The sequence below is a fragment of the Streptomyces sp. NPDC037290 genome (assembly GCF_055603245.1).
Genome location: NZ_JBVJVZ010000002.1, coordinates 503,271 through 523,837, shown reverse-complemented (window position 1 = coordinate 523,837; position 20,567 = coordinate 503,271). Strand labels below are relative to the sequence as shown.

Below are 20,567 nucleotides of genomic sequence, written 5' to 3'. Positions count from 1 at the left end.
TTTGGTCGTGGGGGTACGAGAGCACAGGACCTGGGGTGCGTCCCACGGGGCACAAACGGGGGGGGGGGGTGGCGGGTGGGGGCCAACCCTCTTCCCCCCCCCCCCCCCGGTTCTCACTGCGCGGGCGTCAGTTCCTGGCCCGATTCCATGGGGTGCGTGACGTCCTCGGCGTCACGGTTCCTCCCGATGTGGTTGAAGACGAGGTTGAGCAGCACGGCGGTCACGCAGCCGGTGGAGATGCCGGAGTCCAGGACGATCTTCGCGGTGCCCGGGAAGGCGTGGTAGAAGTGGGGCGCGGTGATGGGGATGAGGCCGACCGCGAGGGAGACGGCGACGATCAGGATGTTGTTGTCCTTCTCCAGCCCGGCCCGGACGAGGGTCTGGATGCCGCTCGCGGCGACCGAGCCGAACAGGACGACGCCGGCGCCGCCGAGGACCGGGCGGGGGACGACCGCGATGAGCGAGGCGGCCATCGGGCACAGGCCCATCAGGACCAGGAAGCCGCCGCCGACGGCGACGACGTAGCGGCTGCGGATCCTCGTCATGGCGACGAGACCGATGTTCTGGGCGAAGGCGCTGCACATGAAGCCGTTGAACAGCGGGCTGAGGGCGGAGCCGAGGGTGTCGGCGCGCAGGCCGGCGGCGATGGTCTTCTCGTCCGCGGGGCGTTCGACGACCTCGCCGAGCGCCAGCATGTCGGCCGTGGACTCCGTCATGGAGACGACCATGACGACGCACATCGACAGGATCGCCGCGACCTGGAACTGCGGAGCGCCGAAGTGGAACGGGGCCGGGAAGCCCACGACGTCCGCGTGGGCGACGGGGCTGAAGTCCGTGACGCCGAACGGTATCGCGATGAGTGTGCCGAGGATCAGGCCGAGCAGCACCGCGATCTGCTTGACGAACCCGCGGGTGAAGCGGCGCAGGACCAGGACGATCGCCAGGGTGATGCCGGCGAGGGTGAGGTAGGTCCCCGAACCGTAGTCGCTCGCCGTCGGGTCGGGGCCCTGGGCCCAGCCGAACGCGACGGGGAGCAACGAGACGCCGATCAGGGTGATGACCGAGCCGGTGACGACGGGCGGGAAGAAGCGGACGGCCTTGCAGAAGACCGGGGCTGCGAGGAAGCCGAGGACGCCGGCGACGATGACCGCGCCGAAGATGACCGGCAGCGCGTCGGACTTGTCCTTGGCGGAGGCGACGATCGCCGTCATGGGGGCGACACCGGCGAAGGTGACGCCGTTGACGAACGGCAGCCGGGCGCCGATCTTCCAGAAGCCGAGGGTCTGCAGGAAGGTGGCGAGCCCGGCGGTGAACAGGCAGGCTCCGGTGAGGAAGGTGAGTTCGGTGCCGGACAGGCCTACGGCCGCGCCGACGATCAGGGGTGGTGCGACCACTCCCGCGTACATGGCGGCCACGTGCTGCAGGCCGCTGGTCGCCATTTTCAGGGCGGGGAGTTTTTCGTCAACAGGATGGGCGGCCACGGCTGCTCCTCCGAGCGGCTAACACGTCTTTGCCGACGTGGGTTTCATGGAGGTGGTGCGTGTGGTCGTGCGGGACCGGGACGGGGGCGGCGCTGTGAGCGGGTCGAGTGGTGCCGTTCCGGGGCACGTGCGTACACACGCGCCCCGGAACGGCTGCCGTGGACCCCGCTCGGGTCCACGGACCCCGGTCGGGAGCCGTCCCTCCCGACCGGAGCGTTCGCGGCAGACCGGCCGCATGATCCGGCCTGCCGAGTCCGGTGGCGGACCGCCCGTACGGGGCGACCGCCAGGTTTGCCGGCCATCCGCCCGTGGGGCGGCCGCCGGCTTCTCCGGCGGGCGGGCGTCAGCCGCTTCGCCGGAGTTGTCCGGTGGGCCCGCCGTGGGGGTGGCCGGCCCGCCGGGGTCTGGGTGCGGATCAGGCCTGGGCGGCGATCCGGGCGAGGCGCTGGGCCTCCTCGCGGGTACTGCGGGCGACGGCGTCCTCGTCGACGGTGAGCAGACGGCCGTTCTCCACGATCTGCCTGCCGTTGACGAAGGACGCGGTGACCGGGGCCGCCGCACCGAAGACCAGCGCGGTCACCGGGTCGGCGATGGACGCGTGCGCGAGGGTGTCCATCTTCCACAGCACCACGTCGGCCAGCTTGCCCGGCTCCAGCGAGCCGATCTGCGCGGCCCGGCCGAGGACCTGGGCGCCGCCGTAGGTGCCGAGGCGCAGCGCCTGACGGGCGTTCAGCGCGGCCTCGCGGTGCGCGCCGAGGCGGTTGATCAGCAGGGCGTTGCGCAGCTCGGTGTGGAGTTCGCCGGACTCGTTGGACGCGGTGCCGTCGACGCCGAGGCCCACCGGGACGCCCGACTTCAGCATGTCGGGGACGCGGGCGATGCCGGCGGCGAGGCGGGCGTTGGAGGAGGGGCAGTGGGCGACACCGGTCTTCGTGCGGGCGAAGGCGGCGATGTCGGAGTCGGTCATGTGGACGCAGTGCGCCATCCACACGTCCTCACCGAGCCAGCCCGTGGACTCGAAGTAGTCGGTCGGGCCCATGCCGAACAGCTCGTGGCAGAACTTCTCCTCCTCCACGGTCTCCGAGCCGTGGGTGTGCAGCCGTACGCCGAGACGGCGGGCCAGCTCGGCGCCCTCACGCATGAGTTCGGTGGAGACGGAGAACGGCGAGCAGGGGGCTACGGCCACCTGGGTCATGGCGTCGAAGGAGGCGTCGTGGTGCGCCCCGACGGTCTCCTCGGTCGCCGCGAGCGCGCCCTCCAGCGTCTCGACGGCGAAGTCCGGCGGCAGACCGCCGTCCTTCTCGCTGCGGTCCATCGAACCGCGGGCCAGCGTGAAGCGGACGCCCGTCTCGGCGGCGGCCCGGATGATCGAGCCGGACAGGTCGCCGGAGCCGTGCGGGAAGACGTAGTGGTGGTCCATGGCGGTGGTGACACCGCCGCGGGCCATCATCCCGAGCGACCCCTGCGCGGCCGCGTACGTCATCTGCTCGTCGATGCGCGCCCAGGTGGGGTAGAGCGCGACGAGCCAGTTGAACAGGTTGTGGTCGGTGGCCAGACCGCGGGTGATCCACTGGTAGAAGTGGTGGTGGGTGTTGACCAGACCGGGCGTGGCCAGATGGCCGCGTCCGTCGATCCGGCGCACCACGTTCTCCAGGTCCTCCGGGGCCCGGCCCGCGCCGACCGACTCGATGCGGTTGCCGGCGAGGACGAGGTGCCCGGAGGCGTACTCCGTGTCGTCCGCGTCCACGGTCGCGATCGCACAGTTCTCGATGACGATGCGCTGGGCTGCCGATGGTGCCATCTTGCTTCCTTGTCTTTCAGTGGCGGCCCGTGGACCGAAGGGGTGTCCACGGGGAGGGCACGGCAGGACCCTAGGAGGATTTGAGTGCCGGGGCGGGGCTGCCGCTCCGGGTGCCGAGACGGTGGAAGAAGGTCGGTGCGGCCGGCGGGATGACGCCGGCACCGAGGGCCCCTGCGCAGGCTGTGCCATGGTGATCCCTCCGGTGTGGCGTGCCCCCGGCCGGCCGGGCCGGGGACACGCGTCCCGCGTCAGAGGTTGGTCATGTCGACCGGGATCTTCGGCTCACAGCCGTCCCGGAGGATGGTCGCCTCGATCAGGCCGTAGGGCCGGTCGGCGGCGTAGTAGACCTCGTTGTCGTTCTTGAGCCCGAACGGCTCCAGGTCGACCAGGAAGTGGTGCTTGTTCGGCAGCGAGAAACGGACCTCGTCGATCTCGCTGCGGTTGTTGATGATGCGCGCCCCCATCTGGTACAGCGTCTGCTGCAGCGAGAGGGAGTAGGTCTCGGCGAAGGCCTGGAGCATGTGCTTCTTGACCTGCTCGTAGGACTTCTCCCAGTTGGGCATCTTCTGCTCGTCGTCGGTCCAGTTGAACCGCCAGCGGCCGGAGACCTGGGTCGCCAGGATGCGGTCGTACGCCTCCTTGAGCGTCGTGTACTTGTCCTTGACGTAACCCCAGAACTCCGAGTTCGTCGAGTTCATCACGACGAGGTCCTTGAGGCCGGAGACGACCTCCCACTTCTCACCGTCGTAGGTGATCTGGGTGACGCGGATCTCCTGGCCCTTGCGGACGAAGGAGTGCTTGACCTCGTCGGCGCCGATGAACTTGGAGTTGGCGTCGGAGGTCTCGATCCGCTCCCAGGCGTACTCCTCGATCCGGATCCGGGCGCGGTGGATCGGCTCCTGCGAGGTGACGAAGTGGCGGGCGAGGTGGATGCCGAACTGCTCGGCGGACTCGATGCCGTACTCCTTGGCGAACGCGTACACCGTGTTCTTGGTGGTGTCGGTCGGCAGGCAGTTGGCGTTGGAGCCGGAGTAGTGGACCTCCTCCATGTCGCCGCTCAGCGCGACAGAGACGTTGAGGTCCTTGATGTGGTGGGTGGCGCCGTCCCGCGTGATCTTTACGACTCGGTTCTCGGCCTTGCCGTACTGGTTCTGTCCCAGGATGGTCGGCATTAGCTAGCTCCCTCGGTAAACGGAGTAGCCGAACGGGTTGAGCAGCAGCGGTACGTGGTAGTGCTCGCCCGGTACGACGGCGAACGTGATCGCCACCTCCGGGAAGAACACGGCCGGTCCGCTGTCCCGATTCGCGGGGGCGTCCTGCTGCGCATCGGCTTGCTTGTTCGCAGTTCTTCCTTCGAAATACGGCTCGACGGCGAAGTCCAGCCGTACGTGTGTGGTCCCCTCCGGCAGGGCCGGCAGGTCCTTGCACCGGCCGTCGGCGTCGGTCGCTGAGCCGCCGAGTGCCTGCCAGTCCCCTTCGCGGCCGCTGCGGGCGGAGAGCTGGATGGCGACGCCCTCGGCGGGGCGGCCGATCGAGGTGTCCAGGATGTGCGTGGACACGGAGGCGGTGGTGCTGGTGCTCATGGTGTCAGGCGTCCTCTTCGACGAGTCGGGCCAGTCGGATGCGGTTGATCTTGCCCAGCTCGGCGCGGACGATCTCCCGCTCCTGCTCCGGCGAGTTCCCGATCCGCTCCCTGACCGCGTCCCGCATCTGCTCGCCGGTCCGGCCGGTGGCGCAGATCAGGAACACATGGCCGAACTTCTCCTGGTAGGCCAGGTTCAGTTCGAGCAGCTCGGCCTTGAGTTCCTCACTCGCCCCGGCCATGCCGCGCTGCTCGCGGGCGGAGGTCGGGTCGCCGGGCTTGGGGCGCCCGATCGGCGGGTGCCCCGCCATCGCCTCCTCGAGGTCCGCGGTGCCGAGCTCGGCCATGGCGGCGTCACTGGCGGCGTAGAGCGCGTCGGGGGTGGCGTAGGGGCGGGCGGCGAACAGTCGCCGGGCCCACTCGGTGGAGGCACACGCCTCGTGGAGGACGGCGAGGGCCGCGGGTTCCTCCAGGTCGTTGAACCGGGCCAGGCCCGGGGGCGTGGAAGTCGAAGTCACGGGAGCCTCCGTGGCCGGATTCGGCCTTCGTGCTGAACGGGCTGCGAACAGCTAACGCCCTCCGAAACACGGCGTCAACACTTTGTTGAAAATTCCGGGTAACGACGCGGATTCCGCAGCGTCTGCTCCGGCAGCCCCCAGCCCCCGCTCAGAGACCCTTCTCCCGGTTGAGGTAGTTGTAGACGGTGAAGCGGCTCACGCCGAGCGCGCCCGCCACGGTCTCCACGCCGTGCCGTACGGCGAAGGCGCCACGGGCCTCGAGTATCCGTACGATCTCCTGCTTGGACCTGCGGTCCAGGTCGGCCAGCGGCTTGCCCTGCCTGCGCTCCATGGCGGCCAGGATGTGGTCGAGGGAGTCGGCCAGCTGGGGCAGGCGTACGGCGACGACGTCGGCGCCCTCCCAGGCGAGGACGACGTCCTCGGGGCCGGCCTCGTCCGGCGGGAGCAGCTCCCCGCCCATGGCGTCGACCAGCGGCTTCACGGCCGTGATGAAGGACTCGTCCCCGGTGCCGGTCACTCGCCCGCTCCGAGCACGTTGACCTGCAGCGAGATCCGGGTGGCACCGGCTTCCAGGGTCCTGCGCAGCAGCGCGTCCACGGCGGTCAGCACCGCGTCGGCGCCGCCCTCCGCCGTGTTGCCGAACGGGCCGACGTCCACCGCGTCCAGCTCGGCCGCGTCGATCACCTCGCGGGCCGCCAGCGCGTGCGCGGGCGCCTCGTCCAGGTCGAAGGGCTCGGTCGTGAACTCCACTCTCAATCGCACGAGCTCAACCTAGCGTGCGGCATCGATTTTCCGGCAGCCCCCGCGGGTCCTCCAGCTGACAGCTCCCGCTGCTCCCCACCCCCCACTCCCCCACTCCCCCACTCCGCGCGACGGACCGGCCGTCCGGCCGCGTAGAGCGGACGACGGATCCATGCAGGGAGGGGACGGAACGATGACGACGCGTGACCGCAAAGGAGCCTTGCGGGGTGCCAGGGGTTCGGCGATCGCGGCGGCGGCGATGGCCGCGCTGACCGCGTCACAGGCGCCGGGGGCGGTCCCGGCGCAGGCCGGGCAGCCCGCGCGGCAGACGGCATCCGCCGCCGAGCAGGGGCCGAGCGTGTCCGGGGACGCGCCCTACCGCACCGCTCTGCCCCCGCTGCGCACCCCTGGACCGGCCTCGGCCCGGGCCGTGGCGGGCGGCGCCCTGCCCGCGAGCGTGTTCGCCGCGTACCGGCGTGCCGAGGAGGAGCTGGCGCGCACCGCGCCCGGCTGCCGGCTGCGCTGGCAGTTGCTGGCCGCGATCGGCCAGGTGGAGTCCGGGCAGGCCCGGGGCGGCCGGGTCACCCCGGACGGTACGACCGTGACGCCGATCCTGGGCCCCCGGCTGACGGGCGGCGCCTTCGCCGCCGTACCGGACACCGACGGCGGTGCGTACGACGGGGACGCGGTGTACGACCGTGCGGTCGGCCCGATGCAGTTCATCCCGTCGACCTGGGCCCACTGGGGTGCGGATGGCAACGGCGACGGGCGGGCGGACCCGGACAACGTCTACGACGCGGCGCTCGCCGCCGGCCGCTACCTGTGCGCGGGCGGCCGGGACCTGTCGGACCCGGCCGATCTGGACCGGGCGGTCCTCGGCTACAACCACTCGGATGCCTATCTGCGCACGGTCAGGGCCTGGTACGCGTACTACCTGGGCGGACACCGCGTGGTGCCGGACGCGCCCGCCGAGTCCGGGGACCGGACGGAGCCGTCCCGCACGAAGGCCCCGAAGGCACCGACGACCCCGAGTCCCTCGCCGAAGCCGTCGGGCGGCCGGAAGCCGGGTCCCGGGCCGTCACCCACACCGTCGGCACCACCCGCCTCACCCACCCCCGCCCCGTCTCCCACGGCCGCCGCCCCCGGGGAGCCCGGGACGCCCCACCTCCCCGTCCCCGGCCCGACCCTCATCCCGCCCGGCGGCGTGCTGCCCGGTGCCGGGCCGCTGACCACCGGCAACAGCTGGAACACGATGCGGGTCGCCCCCTCCACAACCGCGGATACCCGGCGGTAATGTCGCCACCCGCCGGAAGCACAGGACCGGCGGGTGAGTGCGAAGGGGCCCTCATGGCGACGGACATGCCTGCGGACACGGAAGCCGCCGACGAGCGCTGGCAGCGCATGTGGAGCCACCGCGAGCAGTTGCTCAAGGTGGCCCGTCGGCGCTCGATGAGCCGGGAGGACGCCGAGGACGCCGTGCACGAGGCGATGCTGCGCGCCGCCGAGCGCCCGGACCTCGACGACGAGCGGCTCGGCGCCTGGCTGACGACGGTGACGATGCGGCTGTGCGTCGACCGGTACCGGCAGGTCAACCGCGAGGCCGAGGTGGGCAGCCGCCCCACGCTCGTCGCGCCGGGACCGGTGCCCGTCGAGGAGGCGGTGTGCGACCGGGCCGAGGCGAGGTGGCTCGCGGTGCGCAGCGGGGAGCTGCCGGCCCGGCAGGCGGAGGCGCTGCGGCTCAAGTCCGAGGACCTGGACGTGAGCCAGGTCGCCGTGCGGATGGGGCTCAGCTACCGGACCGTCGAGTCGCTGCTCGCCCGGGCCCGGCGCACGCTGCGCGCCTCACTGGCCGGGACGCTCGGGATCGTCCTCTTCCTCATCGGGCGCGGGCGCCCGCGCGGAGGCGGGAAGGTGCAGGCCGTGGCGGTCAGCTCGACGGCGGCGACCCTGGTGGTGGCGGGCTTCGTGCTGCCGTACGCGCTCGGCGGGGGCGGGGGCTCCGGCGGGGGCGCGACGGCTCCGGTGCCGCGGCCGGCGGCGTCCGGCGCGGCGCGGACGGCCCACGGCACCGACGGCACCGGGCAGCCGCCCGCTCCCCGGACCCACAGGCGGCCGGCGGCCCCGGCTCGGGCGGCGACTCGCTCGCCCTCCGGCAAAGCCGTCCTGCCGCTCTCCGTGCCGCCTCTGCCGAAGGTCTCCTCGCCCTCGCTCCCCCAGCTGCCGACGGAGTCCGCGGTGCCGTCGGTGCCGCCGCTCCCCTCGGCGCCGCACCTGCCCTCCGTTTCCCTCCCCGTTCCCACGCCGGCCGTGCCGGCCCTGAAGCCGCCGGAGCGCACCGGGCTGCCGGAGCACGCCCCCCTGCCGTAGCAGGTCGAGCCGCCGTAGCACGCCGGAAACGCGCCCGGAAAAAAATTTTGCGGTCGCCGCGACGGACGCCCCGCCCGTCCCCGTAGAGCAGATGTCGGAGCTGCTCCACGGGCGAAGGGTGGAACCGGATGGGTGTCGAGATCTGCGTGGAAGGGCTGACCAAGTCCTTCGGTCACCAGGTCATCTGGCAGGACGTCTCGCTGACGTTGCCGGCCGGGGAGGTGTCGGTGATGCTCGGCCCCTCGGGGACGGGCAAGTCGGTGTTCCTCAAGACGCTCGTCGGGCTGCTGAAGCCGGAGCGCGGCTCGGTGAAGGTCGCGGGCCGGGACATCACGCGGCTGCGTGAGCGCGACCTGTACGAGGTGCGGAAGATGTTCGGGGTGCTGTTCCAGGACGGCGCGCTGTTCGGCTCGATGAACCTGTACGACAACATCGCCTTCCCGCTGCGCGAGCACACCCGCAGGTCCGAGAGCGAGATCAGGCGGATCGTCCTCGAGAAGATGGACATGGTCGGGCTGATCGGCGCCGAGCAGAAGCTGCCCGGTGAGATCTCCGGCGGTATGCGCAAGCGGGCCGGACTCGCCCGCGCCCTGGTGCTCGACCCGGAGATCATCCTGTTCGACGAGCCGGACTCGGGCCTGGACCCGGTCCGCGTGGCCTACCTCAACCAGCTCATCGTCGACCTGAACGCGCAGATCGACGCGACCTTCCTGATCGTCACGCACGACATCGCCTCGGCCCGTCAGGTGCCCGACAACATCGGGTTGCTGTTCCGGCGCGAGCTGGTGATGTTCGGGCCCCGTGAGGAGCTGCTGACCAGCGACGAGCCCGTCGTACGGCAGTTCCTGAACGGCCGGATGCAGGGGCCGATCGGGATGGCCGAGGAGAAGGACGCGGCCCAGGTCGAGCAGGAGCTGGCCCGGATCGGCGCGGGCCCGCCGCCCCCGGAGCTGACTCCGCGTCTGCTGCCGGGTCCGGGCATCACCCGCCCGCCCCGCTGGGAGGCGATCGCCAGGCGGGAGGCCGAGCTGCACGGCGCGGGGGTGACGGGCACATGAGCCTCTCCCCGACGGGTGCGCTCAGGCACTCGGGCAACCTGTTCGCGATGGCACTGGACGTCGCCCGGACGCTGCCCCGACGGCCCTTCCAGGCAAGGGAGTTCATCCAGCAGGCCTGGTTCGTCGCGAGCGTCACGATCCTGCCGACGGCGCTGGTCTCGATCCCCTTCGGGGCGGTCATCGCGCTGCAGATCGGCAGTCTGACCCAGCAGCTCGGGGCGCAGTCGTTCTCCGGTGCCGCGTCCGTGCTCGCCGTACTGCGCGAGGCCTCGCCGATCGTCACCGCGCTGCTGATCGCGGGCGCGGGCGGCACGGCGATCTGCGCGGACCTCGGGGCACGCAAGATCAGGGACGAGATCGACGCCATGCAGGTGCTCGGCATCGACCCGATCCACCGGCTCGTCGTACCGCGTGTGCTGGCGTCGATGGTCGTGGCCGTCCTGCTCAACGGGCTCGTCTCGGTGGTCGGCGTCGCGGGCGGCTATTTCTTCAACGTCGTCCTCCAGAACGGCACCCCCGGTGCCTACCTGGCGTCCTTCACCACCCTCGCCCAGCTGTCCGACCTGTGGGCGGCCGAGATCAAGGCGCTGGTGTTCGGGGCGATCGCCGCGATCGTCGCCTCTTACAAGGGCCTGAGCGCGAAGGGCGGTCCGAAGGGCGTGGGCGACGCCGTCAACCAGTCCGTGGTGATCACCTTCATGTTGCTGTTCGTGACCAACTTCGTGATGACCGCGGTGTACTTCCAGGTCGCCCCGCAGAAGGGGTAACCGATGGGACCTCTCGATCGCCCCCTGCGCTCCCTGGAGGAGCTGGGCACCCAACTCACCTTCTACGGCCGTTCGCTGGCATGGACCGGCCGCACCCTGCGCCGCTACAAGAAGGAGATCCTGCGGCTGCTCGCCGAGGTGAGCTTCGGGCGCGGTGCGCTCGCCGTGGTCGGCGGCACGGTCGGCGTGATCGCCTTCCTGTCCTTCTTCACCGGCACGGAGGTCGGCCTCCAGGGCTACGCGGCCCTCAACCAGCTCGGCACCTCCAACTTCGTGGCGTTCCTGTCGGCGTACTTCAACACCCGGGAGATCGCCCCGCTGGTGGCCGGACTCGCCCTGTCCGCGACGGTCGGCGCCGGCTTCACGGCGCAGCTCGGTGCGATGCGTATCAGCGAGGAGACGGACGCGCTGGAGGTGATGGGCGTCCCGTCGCTGCCGTTCCTGGTGACGACGCGGATGATCGCCGGCTTCGTCGCGGTGATCCCGCTGTACGTGATCGGGCTGCTGTCGTCGTACCTGGCCGCACGCACCATCACGACCGGCTACTACGGGCAGTCGACGGGCACCTACGACCACTACTTCCACCAGTACCTGCCGCCGGTGGACGTCCTGTGGTCCTTCGGCAAGGTGATCGTCTTCGCCGTGCTGATCATCCTGGTGCACTGCTACTACGGCTACCACGCGAGCGGCGGCCCCGCGGGGGTCGGCGTCGCGGTGGGCCGGGCGGTGCGGACGTCGATCGTCGCCGTCAACGTCCTGGACTTCTTCCTGAGCCTCGCGATCTGGGGCGCCAACACGACCGTACGGATCGCGGGGTGAGAGCGGTGCGCACACGTCCATGGAGACTCAGGTTGTACGGCATCGCGTTCCTCGCCGTGCTCGCGCTGCTGCTGTCGCTCGCGGTGGCCGTGTACCAGCAGGCGTTCACCACCGTCGTACCGATCACCCTGCGGGCCGGCACCCTCGGCAACCAGCTGGATCCGCGCGCCGATGTCAAACTGCGCGGCCTGCTCGTGGGTGAGGTGCGCGAGGTGCACGCCGACGGCACCAGGGCGACGCTCGACATCGCGCTCAAGCCGCAGTACGTCACGGACATCCCCTCCGACGTGCGGGCCCGTCTGCTGCCCAAGACGCTGTTCGGCGAGAAGTACGTCGACCTCGTGGCGCCGCAGCGGTCCTCGGCTCGTCCCATCCGCGCCGGGGACGTCATCACCCAGGACCGTACGGAGGCCGGTATCGAGGTGCAGCAGCTGATGAACGACCTGCTGCCCCTGCTGCGGACCGTGCGGCCCGGTGAACTCGACGCCACGCTCTCGGCGTTCGCCACCGCGCTCGAGGGCCGCGGCGACCGGATCGGCGGCAACCTCACCTGGGTCGGGGACTATCTGCGCCGCCTCAACCCGCACCTGCCGTCGCTGAAGGAGGACATCGCGCGCTTCGCCGACGTCGCCGAGGTGTACGGCGACGCCGCGCCCGACCTGATGCGGATCCTGCGCAACACGGTCACCACCAGCCGGACGATCGTGGCGAAGCAGGACCAGCTGGCCGCGGGGCTGCGCTCGACCGCCGCCGCGGCGGGCACGGCGAACGGCTTCCTCGCCGAGAACGGCGACCGGCTGATCACCCTGGGCCGGGTCTCCCGCCCCACGCTGGAGCTGTTCGCCCGCTACTCCCCCGAGTACCCGTGCCTGTTCCAGGGCCTGGTCCGGCAGGAGCAGGCGTCGCAGGACGCGTTCCGGGGCGGGGAGATGCGGATCACCCTCGAAGCCGTCCGGCCGCAGGGGGCGTACCGGCCCGGTGAGGAGCCGGTCTACGGCGAGCGGTCGGGCCCGGACTGCCGCGGCCTGCCGCATCCGCCGGTACCCGGGCCGAAACCCCATCTCAACGACGGTACGTCCGCCCGGGGTTCGGGCGGCGCACTCCCCGGAGGTGTCGACGTGTCCGCCACCGCGGCCGAGCAGCGGGCCGTCGGCTCGCTCGTGGCCCCCGTCATGGGCGTCCCCGCGGACGAGGTGCCGCCCGTCGCGACCCTGCTGTTCGGGCCGCTCGCACGCGGAACGGCGGTGAGTGTCGCATGAGCGGGGCAGGAGCCCGGCAGACCGCCGGGCCACTGATCAAGTTCAGCCTCTTCGCGCTGGTCACGATCACGGCGACGGCGCTGCTCGCCGCCACCATCGTCAACGTCTCCTTCACCCCCAACGACACCTACCACGCGGTGTTCAGCGACGTGACCGGGCTGGAGAGCGGCGACGACATCCGGGTGGCCGGAGTCCGGGTCGGGGAGGTCGAGGACATCCGGATCAAGGACCGGACGCTGGCCGAGGTCACGTTCACCGTCACCTCCGACCGGCCGCTGCTCGCGGGCACCCACGCGGTCGTCCGCTACCGCAACCTGGTCGGGCAGCGGTACGTCGCGCTCACCGAGGGCCCCGGCGACGGCACGAGGCGACTGCGGCCCGGCGGCACCATCCCGCTGTCCCGGACCCAGCCGGCGCTGGACCTCAACGCCCTGTTGAACGGTTTCAAGCCGCTGTTCGCCGCGCTCAGCCCGAGCGACGTCAACCAGCTCGCCACCGAGATCATCAAGACCCTGCAGGGCGAGGGCGGCACGGTGAACAGCCTGCTCGTGCACACGGCCTCGCTCACCACCACCCTCGCCGACCGCGACCAGCTGATCGGCTCGGTGATCGACAACCTCAACACCGTGCTGCAGACGCTCGACAAGCGCGGCGCCCGCTTCTCCGGGCTGCTGACGCAGCTGCGCCGGGTGATCTCGGGACTGTCCGCCGACCGCAAGCCCATCGGGCAGTCCCTGACGAGCATCGGCGACCTCGCGGACGTCACGTCGGGGCTGCTGAAGGACGCCCGTCCACCGCTGAAGGCCGACATCACCGGCCTCGGCGATCTCACCGGAACGCTGAACAAGAACGAGACCACCGTGGAGGGCGTCCTGAAGCGGCTGCCGAACAAACTCGACAAGCTGACCGGGACGGCCTCCTACGGCTCCTGGTTCAACTTCTACCTCTGCGACTTCGACGGCCGGATCGTGCTGCCGAGGACGAAGCAGGTGCTCACCCCGGAGCTGCACGTGGCACGGGCGAGGTGTGGCGGATGAGTCCCCGTGTCCCACGGCAGCGTCGTCCTGAGCCCCTGGTGAAGGTGCGCGTCCTGCCGCCGAAGCTGCCGGGTCCGCCGAGGCTGCCCCGGCTGCCCCGGCTGCCGCAGCGCAAGGCCCGCCCCGAACCCCTGGTGAAGGTACGTGTCCTGCCGCCCGCACTGCCCCGGATCCGGCTGCGGCGCCCGCGCCTGAAGCCGTTCCGTGTGGGGGCATCTCCCACGCCCTTCAGGCAGTGGGGGAGCAATCCGGTCGTCGTCGGTGCCGTCGGCCTCACCGTCCTCGCGCTGCTCACGGTCGCCGCCTTCAACGCCGACAGCCTGCCGCTGATCGGCGGCGGCGACACCTACAGCGCGGCCTTCTCGGAGGCGGGCGGGCTCAAGCCGGGCGACGAGGTGCGGATCGCCGGTGTCAAGGTCGGCAGGGTCGAGGACGTCGGCCTGGACGGCGACCACGTCAAGGTCACCTTCAAGGTGAAGGGCGACCCGGCGTTCGGCACCGACACGGGCGCGTCGATCCGGGTCAGGACGATCCTCGGTGCGAAGTACCTGGCCCTCTCCCCCAGGGGACCGGGGCAGTTGAGTCCGGGCAGCGAGATCCCGCTCGGGCGGACCGTGTCGGCGTACGACGTCGTCCAGGCCTTCAGCGACCTGACGACCACCACCGAGGAGGTCGACACGGGCCGGCTCGCGAAGGCGCTGGACACGATCTCCCTCGCCTTCCAGGACTCGCCCGCGGAGGTGCGGGCGTCGATCACGGGACTGTCGCGGATCTCCCGGACGGTCGCCTCCCGTGACAGCGCGCTGCGCGGGCTCCTCGACCACGCGAACGGAGTGACCAAGGTGCTGGCCGGCCATACGAAGGACTTCTCCGCGCTGGTGAAGGACGGCGACGCGCTGTTCCGGGAGATCGGCAGGAGGAGCGCCGCGATCCACCAGCTGCTCAGGAGTTCCGCGCTGCTGGGCATCGAGCTGTCCGGGCTGGTCGACGACAACCGCAAGGAGATCGGACCCGCCCTGAAGAACCTCAACACCTTCGTGAAGATGCTCGAACGCAATCAGGCGAGCCTCGATCGCAGCGTCCAGCTGATGGCGCCCTACGTGCGGCTCTTCACCAACACCCTCGGCAACGGCCGCTGGTTCGACTCCTACGTCCAGAACCTCGTCGCCGCCCCGGTCGTGCCACGGACGGGAGGGACCCGGTGATCCGCAGACTCCTGGCCCTGTTCACCGCGCTCGCCGTCGTCGTGGCGCTCGCCGTCGTGCTGTGGCCGCGCTCCGCCCCCGTGCGCGTCACGGCGTACTTCCCGCGCACCGTCGGCATCTACCCCGGCTCCGACGTCCGCGTCCTCGGCGTCCGCATCGGCGAGGTCAGGAGGATCACGCCGGACGGCGGCCGGGTCCGCGTGGAGCTGGAGTACGACCGGGGCCGCAAGGTCCCCGCCGACGCGCAGGCCGCCATCGTCAACTCCTCGGTGGTCAGCGACCGTTATGTGCAGCTGCTGCCGGTGTACCGCAAGGGCGCGGTCATGCGGGACGGCGACGTGATCCCCGAGTCCCGTACGGCCGTCCCCGTCGAACTGGACCGGATCTTCGACAGCCTGCACACCACCGCGGTGGCGCTCGGACCGGACGGAGCCAACAAGGAGGGCTCGCTGTCCCGGCTGCTCGGGGTGAGCGCCGACAACCTGCGAGGGCAGGGCAAGAACCTGAACCAGACGGTCGAGGACCTCTCCCAGGCGGTCACCACGCTGTCCCACGGGCGCGGCGACCTGTTCGGGACCGTACGGAACCTGCAGGTCTTCACGGCCGCCCTGGCGGCGGACGACCAGAGCGTGCGGTCGTTCAACACCGACCTCGCCGACGTGGCCGGGCAGCTCGCCGGGGAGCGCAAGGATCTCGCGGCCGCGCTGAAGTACCTGGCCGCGGCGCTCGGCGACGTGTCCGGCTTCGTGAAGGGCAACAAGAAGGCGCTGACCTCCGACGTCCGGGGCCTGGCCAGGGTCACCGAGGTCCTCGTCAGCCAACGCGCCGCACTGGAGGAGCTGTTGACCGTCGCCCCCACGGGCCTGTCGAACCTGCAGAACGCCTACAACCCGGGCGCCGGCACCCTCGACACCCGCAACAACGCGCAGACCGCGCAGGACCCGGCGTCCCTGCTCTGCTCGATCCTCAGGACCACCGGAGACGACCACGGCCGGTGTGCGGGGCTGAAGAAGCTCTTCGGTTCCCTGCCGGAGGTGCCGTCGGCCCCGACGGGCACGGGCACGGTCGACAAGACCCTCGGCGGAATCCTGGGGGCACCGGCATGAGCGTGCGGCGCTGGGGGCGGGTGGCCGCCTGGACGGCGGCCGGCTCGCTCATGCTGACCGGCTGTGAGTTCAACGGCTGGTACGACGTCCCGCTGCCCGGCGGCGCCGCCTCGGACGGCCACGCCTACCACGTCACCGTCGACTTCCGGGACGTCCTGGACCTGGTGCCGCAGTCGGCGGTCAAGGTCGACGACGTGACGGTGGGCACGGTCGAGAAGGTGGAGCTGGACGGCTGGCACGCGCGCGTGCGGCTCAGGATCGCGGACTCGGTGAGGCTGCCCGGCAACGCGGTCGCCGACCTGAGGCAGACCAGCATGCTCGGCGAGAAGTACGTGGCCCTGTCCGCGCCGACCGGCACCGCGCCCGTGGGGCGGCTCCGCGACGGCGACCGGATCCCGCTCTCGCGCAGCGGCCGCAACCCGGAGGTCGAGGAGGTGCTGTCGGCCCTGTCCGCGCTGCTCAACGGCGGCGGAGTGGCCCAGCTGAAGACGATCACCGTCGAGTTGAACAGGGCCCTCGACGGCCGTGAGGACCGGGTCAGGGCCCTGCTGAAACAGCTCGACACGTTCCTCGGCGGCCTCGACGACCAGCGGGCGCAGATCGTGCGCGCGCTCGAGGGCGTCGACCGGCTGGCGAAGCGGCTGAAGAAGGAGAAGAAGACGATCGCCCAGGCCGTCGACACCCTGCCACCCGCCCTGAAGGCCCTGGCCGACCAGCGCCGGGACCTGACGAGGATGCTCACCGCGCTGGCCGGGCTCGGCAGGACCGGCACCAGGGTGGTGAACGCCTCCCGGGACGACACCGTCGCCGACCTGAAGCAGCTCCAGCCGATCCTGCAGCAGCTGAACAAGGCGGGCGACGACCTGCCCAACTCCCTGGAACTGCTCACCACCTACCCCTTCCCGCGCAGCGCCGCCGACGCCGTCAAGGGCGACTACGTCAACCTGAGGATCACCGCCGACCTCGACCTGGCGGACCTCTACGGCAACGTCACGGGCAAGCCGGGCAAGGGCGGGAAGTCCCCGGCGCCCAGGACACCGGGTCTTCCCCACGTCCCCGCTCCCACCCCCCTGCCGTCCCTGCCGGGCACTCCGTCGGTGCCCGGCACCCCGTCGGTGCCCCCCGTGCCCCCCGCGCCCTCGAAGCCTTCCGACGGCAGCACCCTGCTGTGCCCGCCGGTGTGCACCGCGGCCTACGGCACCGGGGACGACGCACATCGCCTCCCGCCCGGGATCGACCTCGGCCTCGCCGAGCTGATGCTGAAGGGGATACTGCCGTGATCACACGTACGTTCAGGGCCCAGCTGCTCGCCTTCGCGGCCGTCACCGCACTCGGGGTGTCCTACGTCGGCGCCCGGTACACGGGCCTGGTGGACGACGTCCTGCACCGCGGTTACACCGTGCGTGCCGACTTCGCCGAGTCCGGGGGCGTCTTCCCCGGCGCCGAGGTCACCTACCGCGGTGTGCCGGTGGGCCGCGTGGGCGCTCTGCGGCTGACCGGCTCGGGGGTCGCGGTGGCGCTGAAGATCGAGGACGGCGCCCCGAGGATCCCGGCCGACACGCTGGCGGTGGTCGCCGACCGGTCGGCGGTCGGCGAGCAGTACGTCGACCTGCAGCCGCGCGGGACGGGTGGGCCGTACCTCAGGGACGGCAGTCCGATCCCGCGCAACCGCACCCGGACCCCGCTGCCGGTGACCGACCTGGTCCTCAGCCTCGACCGGCTGGTCAACTCGGTCGGCAGGGACGATCTGCGCGTCACCGTCGACGAGTTGGGCAAGGCCTTCGCCGGCACCGGACCGAACCTGAGCCGCCTGGTGGACTCCGGCAACGCCCTGGTGGAGTCGGCGTCCGCGTCGCTCCCGGAGACGACCTCGCTGATCGAGGACTCGCGCAAGGTGCTCAGGACGCAGGCGGAGCAGGGCTCGGCCATCAGGTCGTTCGCCCGCGACCTGGCCGAGCTGACCGCGCAGCTGAAGTCGAGCGACGGGGATCTGCGCCGGCTGATCGGCAACACGGTGCCCGCCACGCAGGAGGTCGACTCCCTGCTGAGGTCCACGCGGCCGCACGTGCCGGTCCTGCTGGCCAACCTCGTCAGCGGCGGCCAGATCACGGTGGCCCGGCTGCCCGGCGTCGAGCAGGCGCTGGTCACGCTCCCGCTCACCGTCGCGGGCAGCTACACGGTCGTCCCCGGCGACGGCACCTTCCACTTCGGGCTGACCGTGAACGCCGGCGACCCGCCCGCGTGCACCCGGGGCTACGGCACCCGGCGGCGCGACCCGGCCGACACCGGCACGCGCCCGGCGAACACCGGCGCGCGCTGCACGGCACCGCGCGGCGGCACGACCTCGGTGCGCGGTGCGCAGAACGCCCCGGGCGCGACGGCCGGTTCGCACGGCGCGAACCAGGCCGCGTTCGTGGCCCCGTACGACCCGGAGACCGGCACCGTGACCGGCCCGGACGGCACGCCCGCCGAGATCGGCTCGACGGGCGGCGAACAGAGCGTGTTCGGAAAGGAGTCGTGGCAATGGCTGCTCGTGGGACCGATGGCATCAGAGGGGGGCGCGTGAGGCTGCTGTCGGCGGGGCTCGCCGCCGCGACCGTGCTGACGACCGTGCTGGGTGTCTGGCTGGGCCTGGAGGTGGCCGACCAGCGCGAGGCGCAACAGAACCGGCAGGAGGTCCTGGCGGCGGCCCGCCAGTCGGCGCTCAATTTCACCTCGCTCGACTACCGGCACTACGGCCGGGACAGCCGCACCGTGCTGCAGGGCGCCACCGGCGGCTTCAGGAAGCAGTTCGCGGCGCAGACCGCGCAGCTGACGAAGCTCGTCGCGCGGAACAAGTCGGTGTCCGAGGGGCAGGTGCTGGAAGCGGGCATCGTGCGCTGCGACGCACGCTCGGCCCGGGTCCTGGTCGTGGCCGACAGCAAGGTGACCAACACCGCCGCGCCCGAGGGCCAGGCGCGCACCTACCGGCTCCAGCTCGATCTCGTGCGCGTGGGCGGCCGCTGGCTGACCTCCGACGTCGCGTTCGTGGGCTGAGCCACCGTTGAGGCCCTCAGTGAGGAGAGACACCGTGGCGAACCCGACCACCCGCACCCGCGGCACCGGCTCCCCGGCCCGCCGCACCCTGACCGCGGCCGCCCGCGCGGCGGCCAAGCGCGCCGGGCGGCCGGCGCTCCCCGAGCCCGGTGCCCGCCGGGCGGAGGAGACTCCCCCCGGCCGCACCGTGCTCGTCGAGCCCCCGGCGAACGGCTGGGAGGACCCGCCGGAGCCCGAGCCGCCCCGGTCACCCGAGTCGTCCGAGGCGCCGGACGAGGGTGCGTCCGGGCACCGGGCCTGGCGGCTCCCGCTCACCGCGGTGCTGGGCGTCGTCCTGGTGGCGGCCCTGGTCGTGGCCGCCGTCCTCGGATGGCAGTACCGGCAGGGGCGACAGGCGGAGCAGGCCCGCCACGAGGCCCTCGCGGCCGCGCGGAAGGCGGCGCCGGTCGTGCTGTCGTACGACTACCGGCACCTGGACCGGGACTTCGCCCGCGCCCGTGCCCTGCTCACCGGGCACTTCCGCGACCAGTACGGCAGGACCACGCACAAGGTGGTCGCGCCGACCGCGGCGAAGTACCACGGCGTGGTGAGGGCGACCGTGGCCGCACCCGGCGACGGCGGCGCCCCGGCGGTCTCCGTCGTGTCGGCCGGACCGGACAGGGCCGTCGTCCTGCTCTTCGTCAACCAGGTCACCGAGAGCACACAGGTCCCCGGACCGCGTCTGGACCTGAACCGGGTGCGGATGACGCTCACCCGCACCTCCGGCGGCTGGAAGGTGAGCGGCGTCGACGCCCTCTGACCAGGCCCGCCCCCGGTGCCCCCGCGCAGTACGCGCGGGGGCACTTTTTCGTGGGCTCTCTTGACAGTCCTCCCCACTCCCAGGCACTCTTCCATTAAGCAGAAACGAACTTCCGCAATACGGAATTACAGGGAAGGGAGCGCCGTCCCCGTGGGATTCGCAGACCAGCGCTTCAACGTCAACCTGTCGATCCTCTTCACGGAACTCCCGCTCCTGGAGCGCCCCGCGGCCGCCGCCGCGGCGGGCTTCACGGCGGTCGAGCTGTGGTGGCCCTGGGTCGACTCCCCCACCCCCGAGCAGTCCGAGCTCGACGCCCTGAAGAAGGCGATCGAGGACGCGGGCGTCCAGCTCACGGGTCTGAACTTCTACGCCGGACAGCTGCCGGGCCCGGACCGCGGCGCCCTGTCGGTCCCCGGTGAGGAGTCGGAGAGGTTCCGCGCCAACATCGACGTGGCCATCGGCTTCGCCCAGTCCCTCGGCTGCACGACGTTCAACGCCCTGTACGGCAACCGCGCCGACGGCGTGGACCCGGCCGAGCAGGACGCCCTCGCCCTGGAGAACCTGGTCCTCGCGGCCCGGGCCGTCGGCCGGGCCGGCGGGACCATCCTGATCGAGGCCCTCAACGAGCCCGAGTCGCCGAAGTGCCCGATCGTGAGCGCGCCCAAGGCGATCGAGATCGTGGACAAGGTCAACGAGGCGACGGGCCTCGGGAACGCCAAGTTCCTGATGGACCTGTACCACCTGTCCATGAACGGCGAGGACCTGCCGTCGGTCATCGAACAGTACGCGGCGAAGACCGGCCATGTGCAGATCGCCGACAACCCCGGCCGCGGCGCCCCCGGGACGGGTTCACTCCCGCTGGAGGAGCTGCTCGACCAGCTGACGAAGGCCGGTTACGACGGCTGGGTGGGCCTGGAGTACAAGGCCGGCGACCGCCCGAGCGCCGAGGCCTTCGACTGGCTCCCGCGCGAGGCACGCGCCGCCCGCTGAA

At 71.7% G+C, this 20,567-nt stretch carries 21 protein-coding genes; 14 read left to right on the top strand and 7 right to left on the bottom strand.

Annotated features, from left to right (window positions below; genetic code table 11):
• Nucleotides 1–113 precede the first annotated feature (113 nt).
• The 7 genes from ACZ7HQ_RS08035 to ACZ7HQ_RS08005 form a co-directional block, all read right to left on the bottom strand.
• Nucleotides 114–1,481 carry a nucleobase:cation symporter-2 family protein gene (locus ACZ7HQ_RS08035; protein ID WP_470986249.1) on the bottom strand — a complete coding sequence of 456 codons (1,368 nt, stop codon included), beginning with the start codon at nucleotides 1,479–1,481 and terminating at the stop codon, nucleotides 114–116.
• A 415-nt stretch (nucleotides 1,482–1,896) separates the two neighbouring features.
• Nucleotides 1,897–3,282 carry an 8-oxoguanine deaminase gene (locus tag ACZ7HQ_RS08030; protein ID WP_470986247.1) on the bottom strand — a complete coding sequence of 462 codons (1,386 nt, stop codon included), beginning with the start codon at nucleotides 3,280–3,282 and terminating at the stop codon, nucleotides 1,897–1,899.
• Between the two features lie 248 nt (nucleotides 3,283–3,530).
• Nucleotides 3,531–4,454, bottom strand: coding sequence for a factor-independent urate hydroxylase (gene pucL, locus ACZ7HQ_RS08025; protein ID WP_470986244.1), 924 nt, complete (start codon nucleotides 4,452–4,454; stop codon nucleotides 3,531–3,533).
• Nucleotides 4,455–4,457: 3 nt separating this feature from the next.
• Entirely contained in the window at nucleotides 4,458–4,865 is a 408-nt protein-coding gene (gene uraH / locus ACZ7HQ_RS08020; RefSeq protein ID WP_470986241.1) for a hydroxyisourate hydrolase, read from the bottom strand.
• Between the two features lie 4 nt (nucleotides 4,866–4,869).
• Nucleotides 4,870–5,382 (bottom strand): 2-oxo-4-hydroxy-4-carboxy-5-ureidoimidazoline decarboxylase, encoded by a 513-nt coding sequence (gene uraD / locus ACZ7HQ_RS08015; RefSeq protein WP_470986239.1) that lies wholly within the window; start codon nucleotides 5,380–5,382, stop codon nucleotides 4,870–4,872.
• 148 nt (nucleotides 5,383–5,530) lie between these two features.
• A complete protein-coding gene (locus ACZ7HQ_RS08010; protein ID WP_470986236.1) occupies nucleotides 5,531–5,899 on the bottom strand; it encodes a helix-turn-helix domain-containing protein in 369 nt (122 codons plus the stop codon).
• A complete protein-coding gene (locus ACZ7HQ_RS08005) occupies nucleotides 5,896–6,144 on the bottom strand; it encodes a YkoF family thiamine-binding protein (RefSeq protein ID WP_470986233.1) in 249 nt (82 codons plus the stop codon). Before ACZ7HQ_RS08005 ends, ACZ7HQ_RS08010 begins: the two co-directional genes overlap by 4 nt.
• Nucleotides 6,145–6,316: 172 nt before the next feature.
• Here ACZ7HQ_RS08005 and ACZ7HQ_RS08000 point away from each other — a divergent pair, with 172 nt between their 5' ends.
• The 14 genes from ACZ7HQ_RS08000 to ACZ7HQ_RS07935 all read left to right on the top strand — a co-directional run bounded on the left by ACZ7HQ_RS08000 (nucleotide 6,317) and on the right by ACZ7HQ_RS07935 (nucleotide 20,566).
• Nucleotides 6,317–7,417, top strand: coding sequence for a lytic transglycosylase domain-containing protein (locus ACZ7HQ_RS08000; RefSeq protein WP_470986231.1), 1,101 nt, complete (start codon nucleotides 6,317–6,319; stop codon nucleotides 7,415–7,417).
• Between the two features lie 53 nt (nucleotides 7,418–7,470).
• Nucleotides 7,471–8,490: an RNA polymerase sigma factor gene (locus tag ACZ7HQ_RS07995; protein ID WP_470986229.1), complete on the top strand. Its 1,020-nt coding sequence runs from the start codon at nucleotides 7,471–7,473 to the stop codon at nucleotides 8,488–8,490.
• Between the two features lie 128 nt (nucleotides 8,491–8,618).
• Nucleotides 8,619–9,548: an ABC transporter ATP-binding protein gene (locus tag ACZ7HQ_RS07990; protein WP_470986226.1), complete on the top strand. Its 930-nt coding sequence runs from the start codon at nucleotides 8,619–8,621 to the stop codon at nucleotides 9,546–9,548.
• Entirely contained in the window at nucleotides 9,545–10,315 is a 771-nt protein-coding gene (locus ACZ7HQ_RS07985; protein ID WP_470986223.1) for an MlaE family ABC transporter permease, read from the top strand. Before ACZ7HQ_RS07990 ends, ACZ7HQ_RS07985 begins: the two co-directional genes overlap by 4 nt.
• Nucleotides 10,316–10,318: 3 nt before the next feature.
• Nucleotides 10,319–11,134, top strand: a complete 816-nt coding sequence (locus ACZ7HQ_RS07980) for an MlaE family ABC transporter permease (RefSeq protein ID WP_470986220.1) — start codon at nucleotides 10,319–10,321, stop codon at nucleotides 11,132–11,134.
• Complete coding sequence (locus tag ACZ7HQ_RS07975; protein WP_470986217.1) at nucleotides 11,131–12,393, top strand: MCE family protein; 1,263 nt, start codon at nucleotides 11,131–11,133, stop codon at nucleotides 12,391–12,393. The genes ACZ7HQ_RS07980 and ACZ7HQ_RS07975 overlap by 4 nt, the downstream gene beginning before the upstream one ends.
• Nucleotides 12,390–13,430, top strand: a complete 1,041-nt coding sequence (locus tag ACZ7HQ_RS07970; protein ID WP_470986215.1) for an MCE family protein — start codon at nucleotides 12,390–12,392, stop codon at nucleotides 13,428–13,430. Before ACZ7HQ_RS07975 ends, ACZ7HQ_RS07970 begins: the two co-directional genes overlap by 4 nt.
• Nucleotides 13,427–14,635, top strand: coding sequence for an MCE family protein (locus tag ACZ7HQ_RS07965; RefSeq protein ID WP_470986212.1), 1,209 nt, complete (start codon nucleotides 13,427–13,429; stop codon nucleotides 14,633–14,635). The genes ACZ7HQ_RS07970 and ACZ7HQ_RS07965 overlap by 4 nt, the downstream gene beginning before the upstream one ends.
• An 11-nt stretch (nucleotides 14,636–14,646) precedes the next feature.
• The gene (locus ACZ7HQ_RS07960) at nucleotides 14,647–15,741 is read left to right on the top strand and encodes an MCE family protein (RefSeq protein WP_470987126.1); all 1,095 of its coding nucleotides are present in this window, start codon (nucleotides 14,647–14,649) and stop codon (nucleotides 15,739–15,741) included.
• Nucleotides 15,738–17,021 carry an MCE family protein gene (locus ACZ7HQ_RS07955; RefSeq protein WP_470986209.1) on the top strand — a complete coding sequence of 428 codons (1,284 nt, stop codon included), beginning with the start codon at nucleotides 15,738–15,740 and terminating at the stop codon, nucleotides 17,019–17,021. Before ACZ7HQ_RS07960 ends, ACZ7HQ_RS07955 begins: the two co-directional genes overlap by 4 nt.
• Nucleotides 17,018–18,307 carry an MCE family protein gene (locus ACZ7HQ_RS07950; RefSeq protein ID WP_470986206.1) on the top strand — a complete coding sequence of 430 codons (1,290 nt, stop codon included), beginning with the start codon at nucleotides 17,018–17,020 and terminating at the stop codon, nucleotides 18,305–18,307. Before ACZ7HQ_RS07955 ends, ACZ7HQ_RS07950 begins: the two co-directional genes overlap by 4 nt.
• Complete coding sequence (locus ACZ7HQ_RS07945) at nucleotides 18,265–18,777, top strand: hypothetical protein (protein ID WP_470986204.1); 513 nt, start codon at nucleotides 18,265–18,267, stop codon at nucleotides 18,775–18,777. Before ACZ7HQ_RS07950 ends, ACZ7HQ_RS07945 begins: the two co-directional genes overlap by 43 nt.
• A 34-nt stretch (nucleotides 18,778–18,811) precedes the next feature.
• Nucleotides 18,812–19,576 carry a hypothetical protein gene (locus tag ACZ7HQ_RS07940; protein WP_470986202.1) on the top strand — a complete coding sequence of 255 codons (765 nt, stop codon included), beginning with the start codon at nucleotides 18,812–18,814 and terminating at the stop codon, nucleotides 19,574–19,576.
• Between the two features lie 150 nt (nucleotides 19,577–19,726).
• On the top strand, nucleotides 19,727–20,566 hold the full coding sequence (locus ACZ7HQ_RS07935) for a TIM barrel protein (RefSeq protein ID WP_470986200.1): 840 nt from the start codon (nucleotides 19,727–19,729) through the stop codon (nucleotides 20,564–20,566).
• The last annotated feature ends 1 nt before the right edge of the window (nucleotide 20,567 follow it).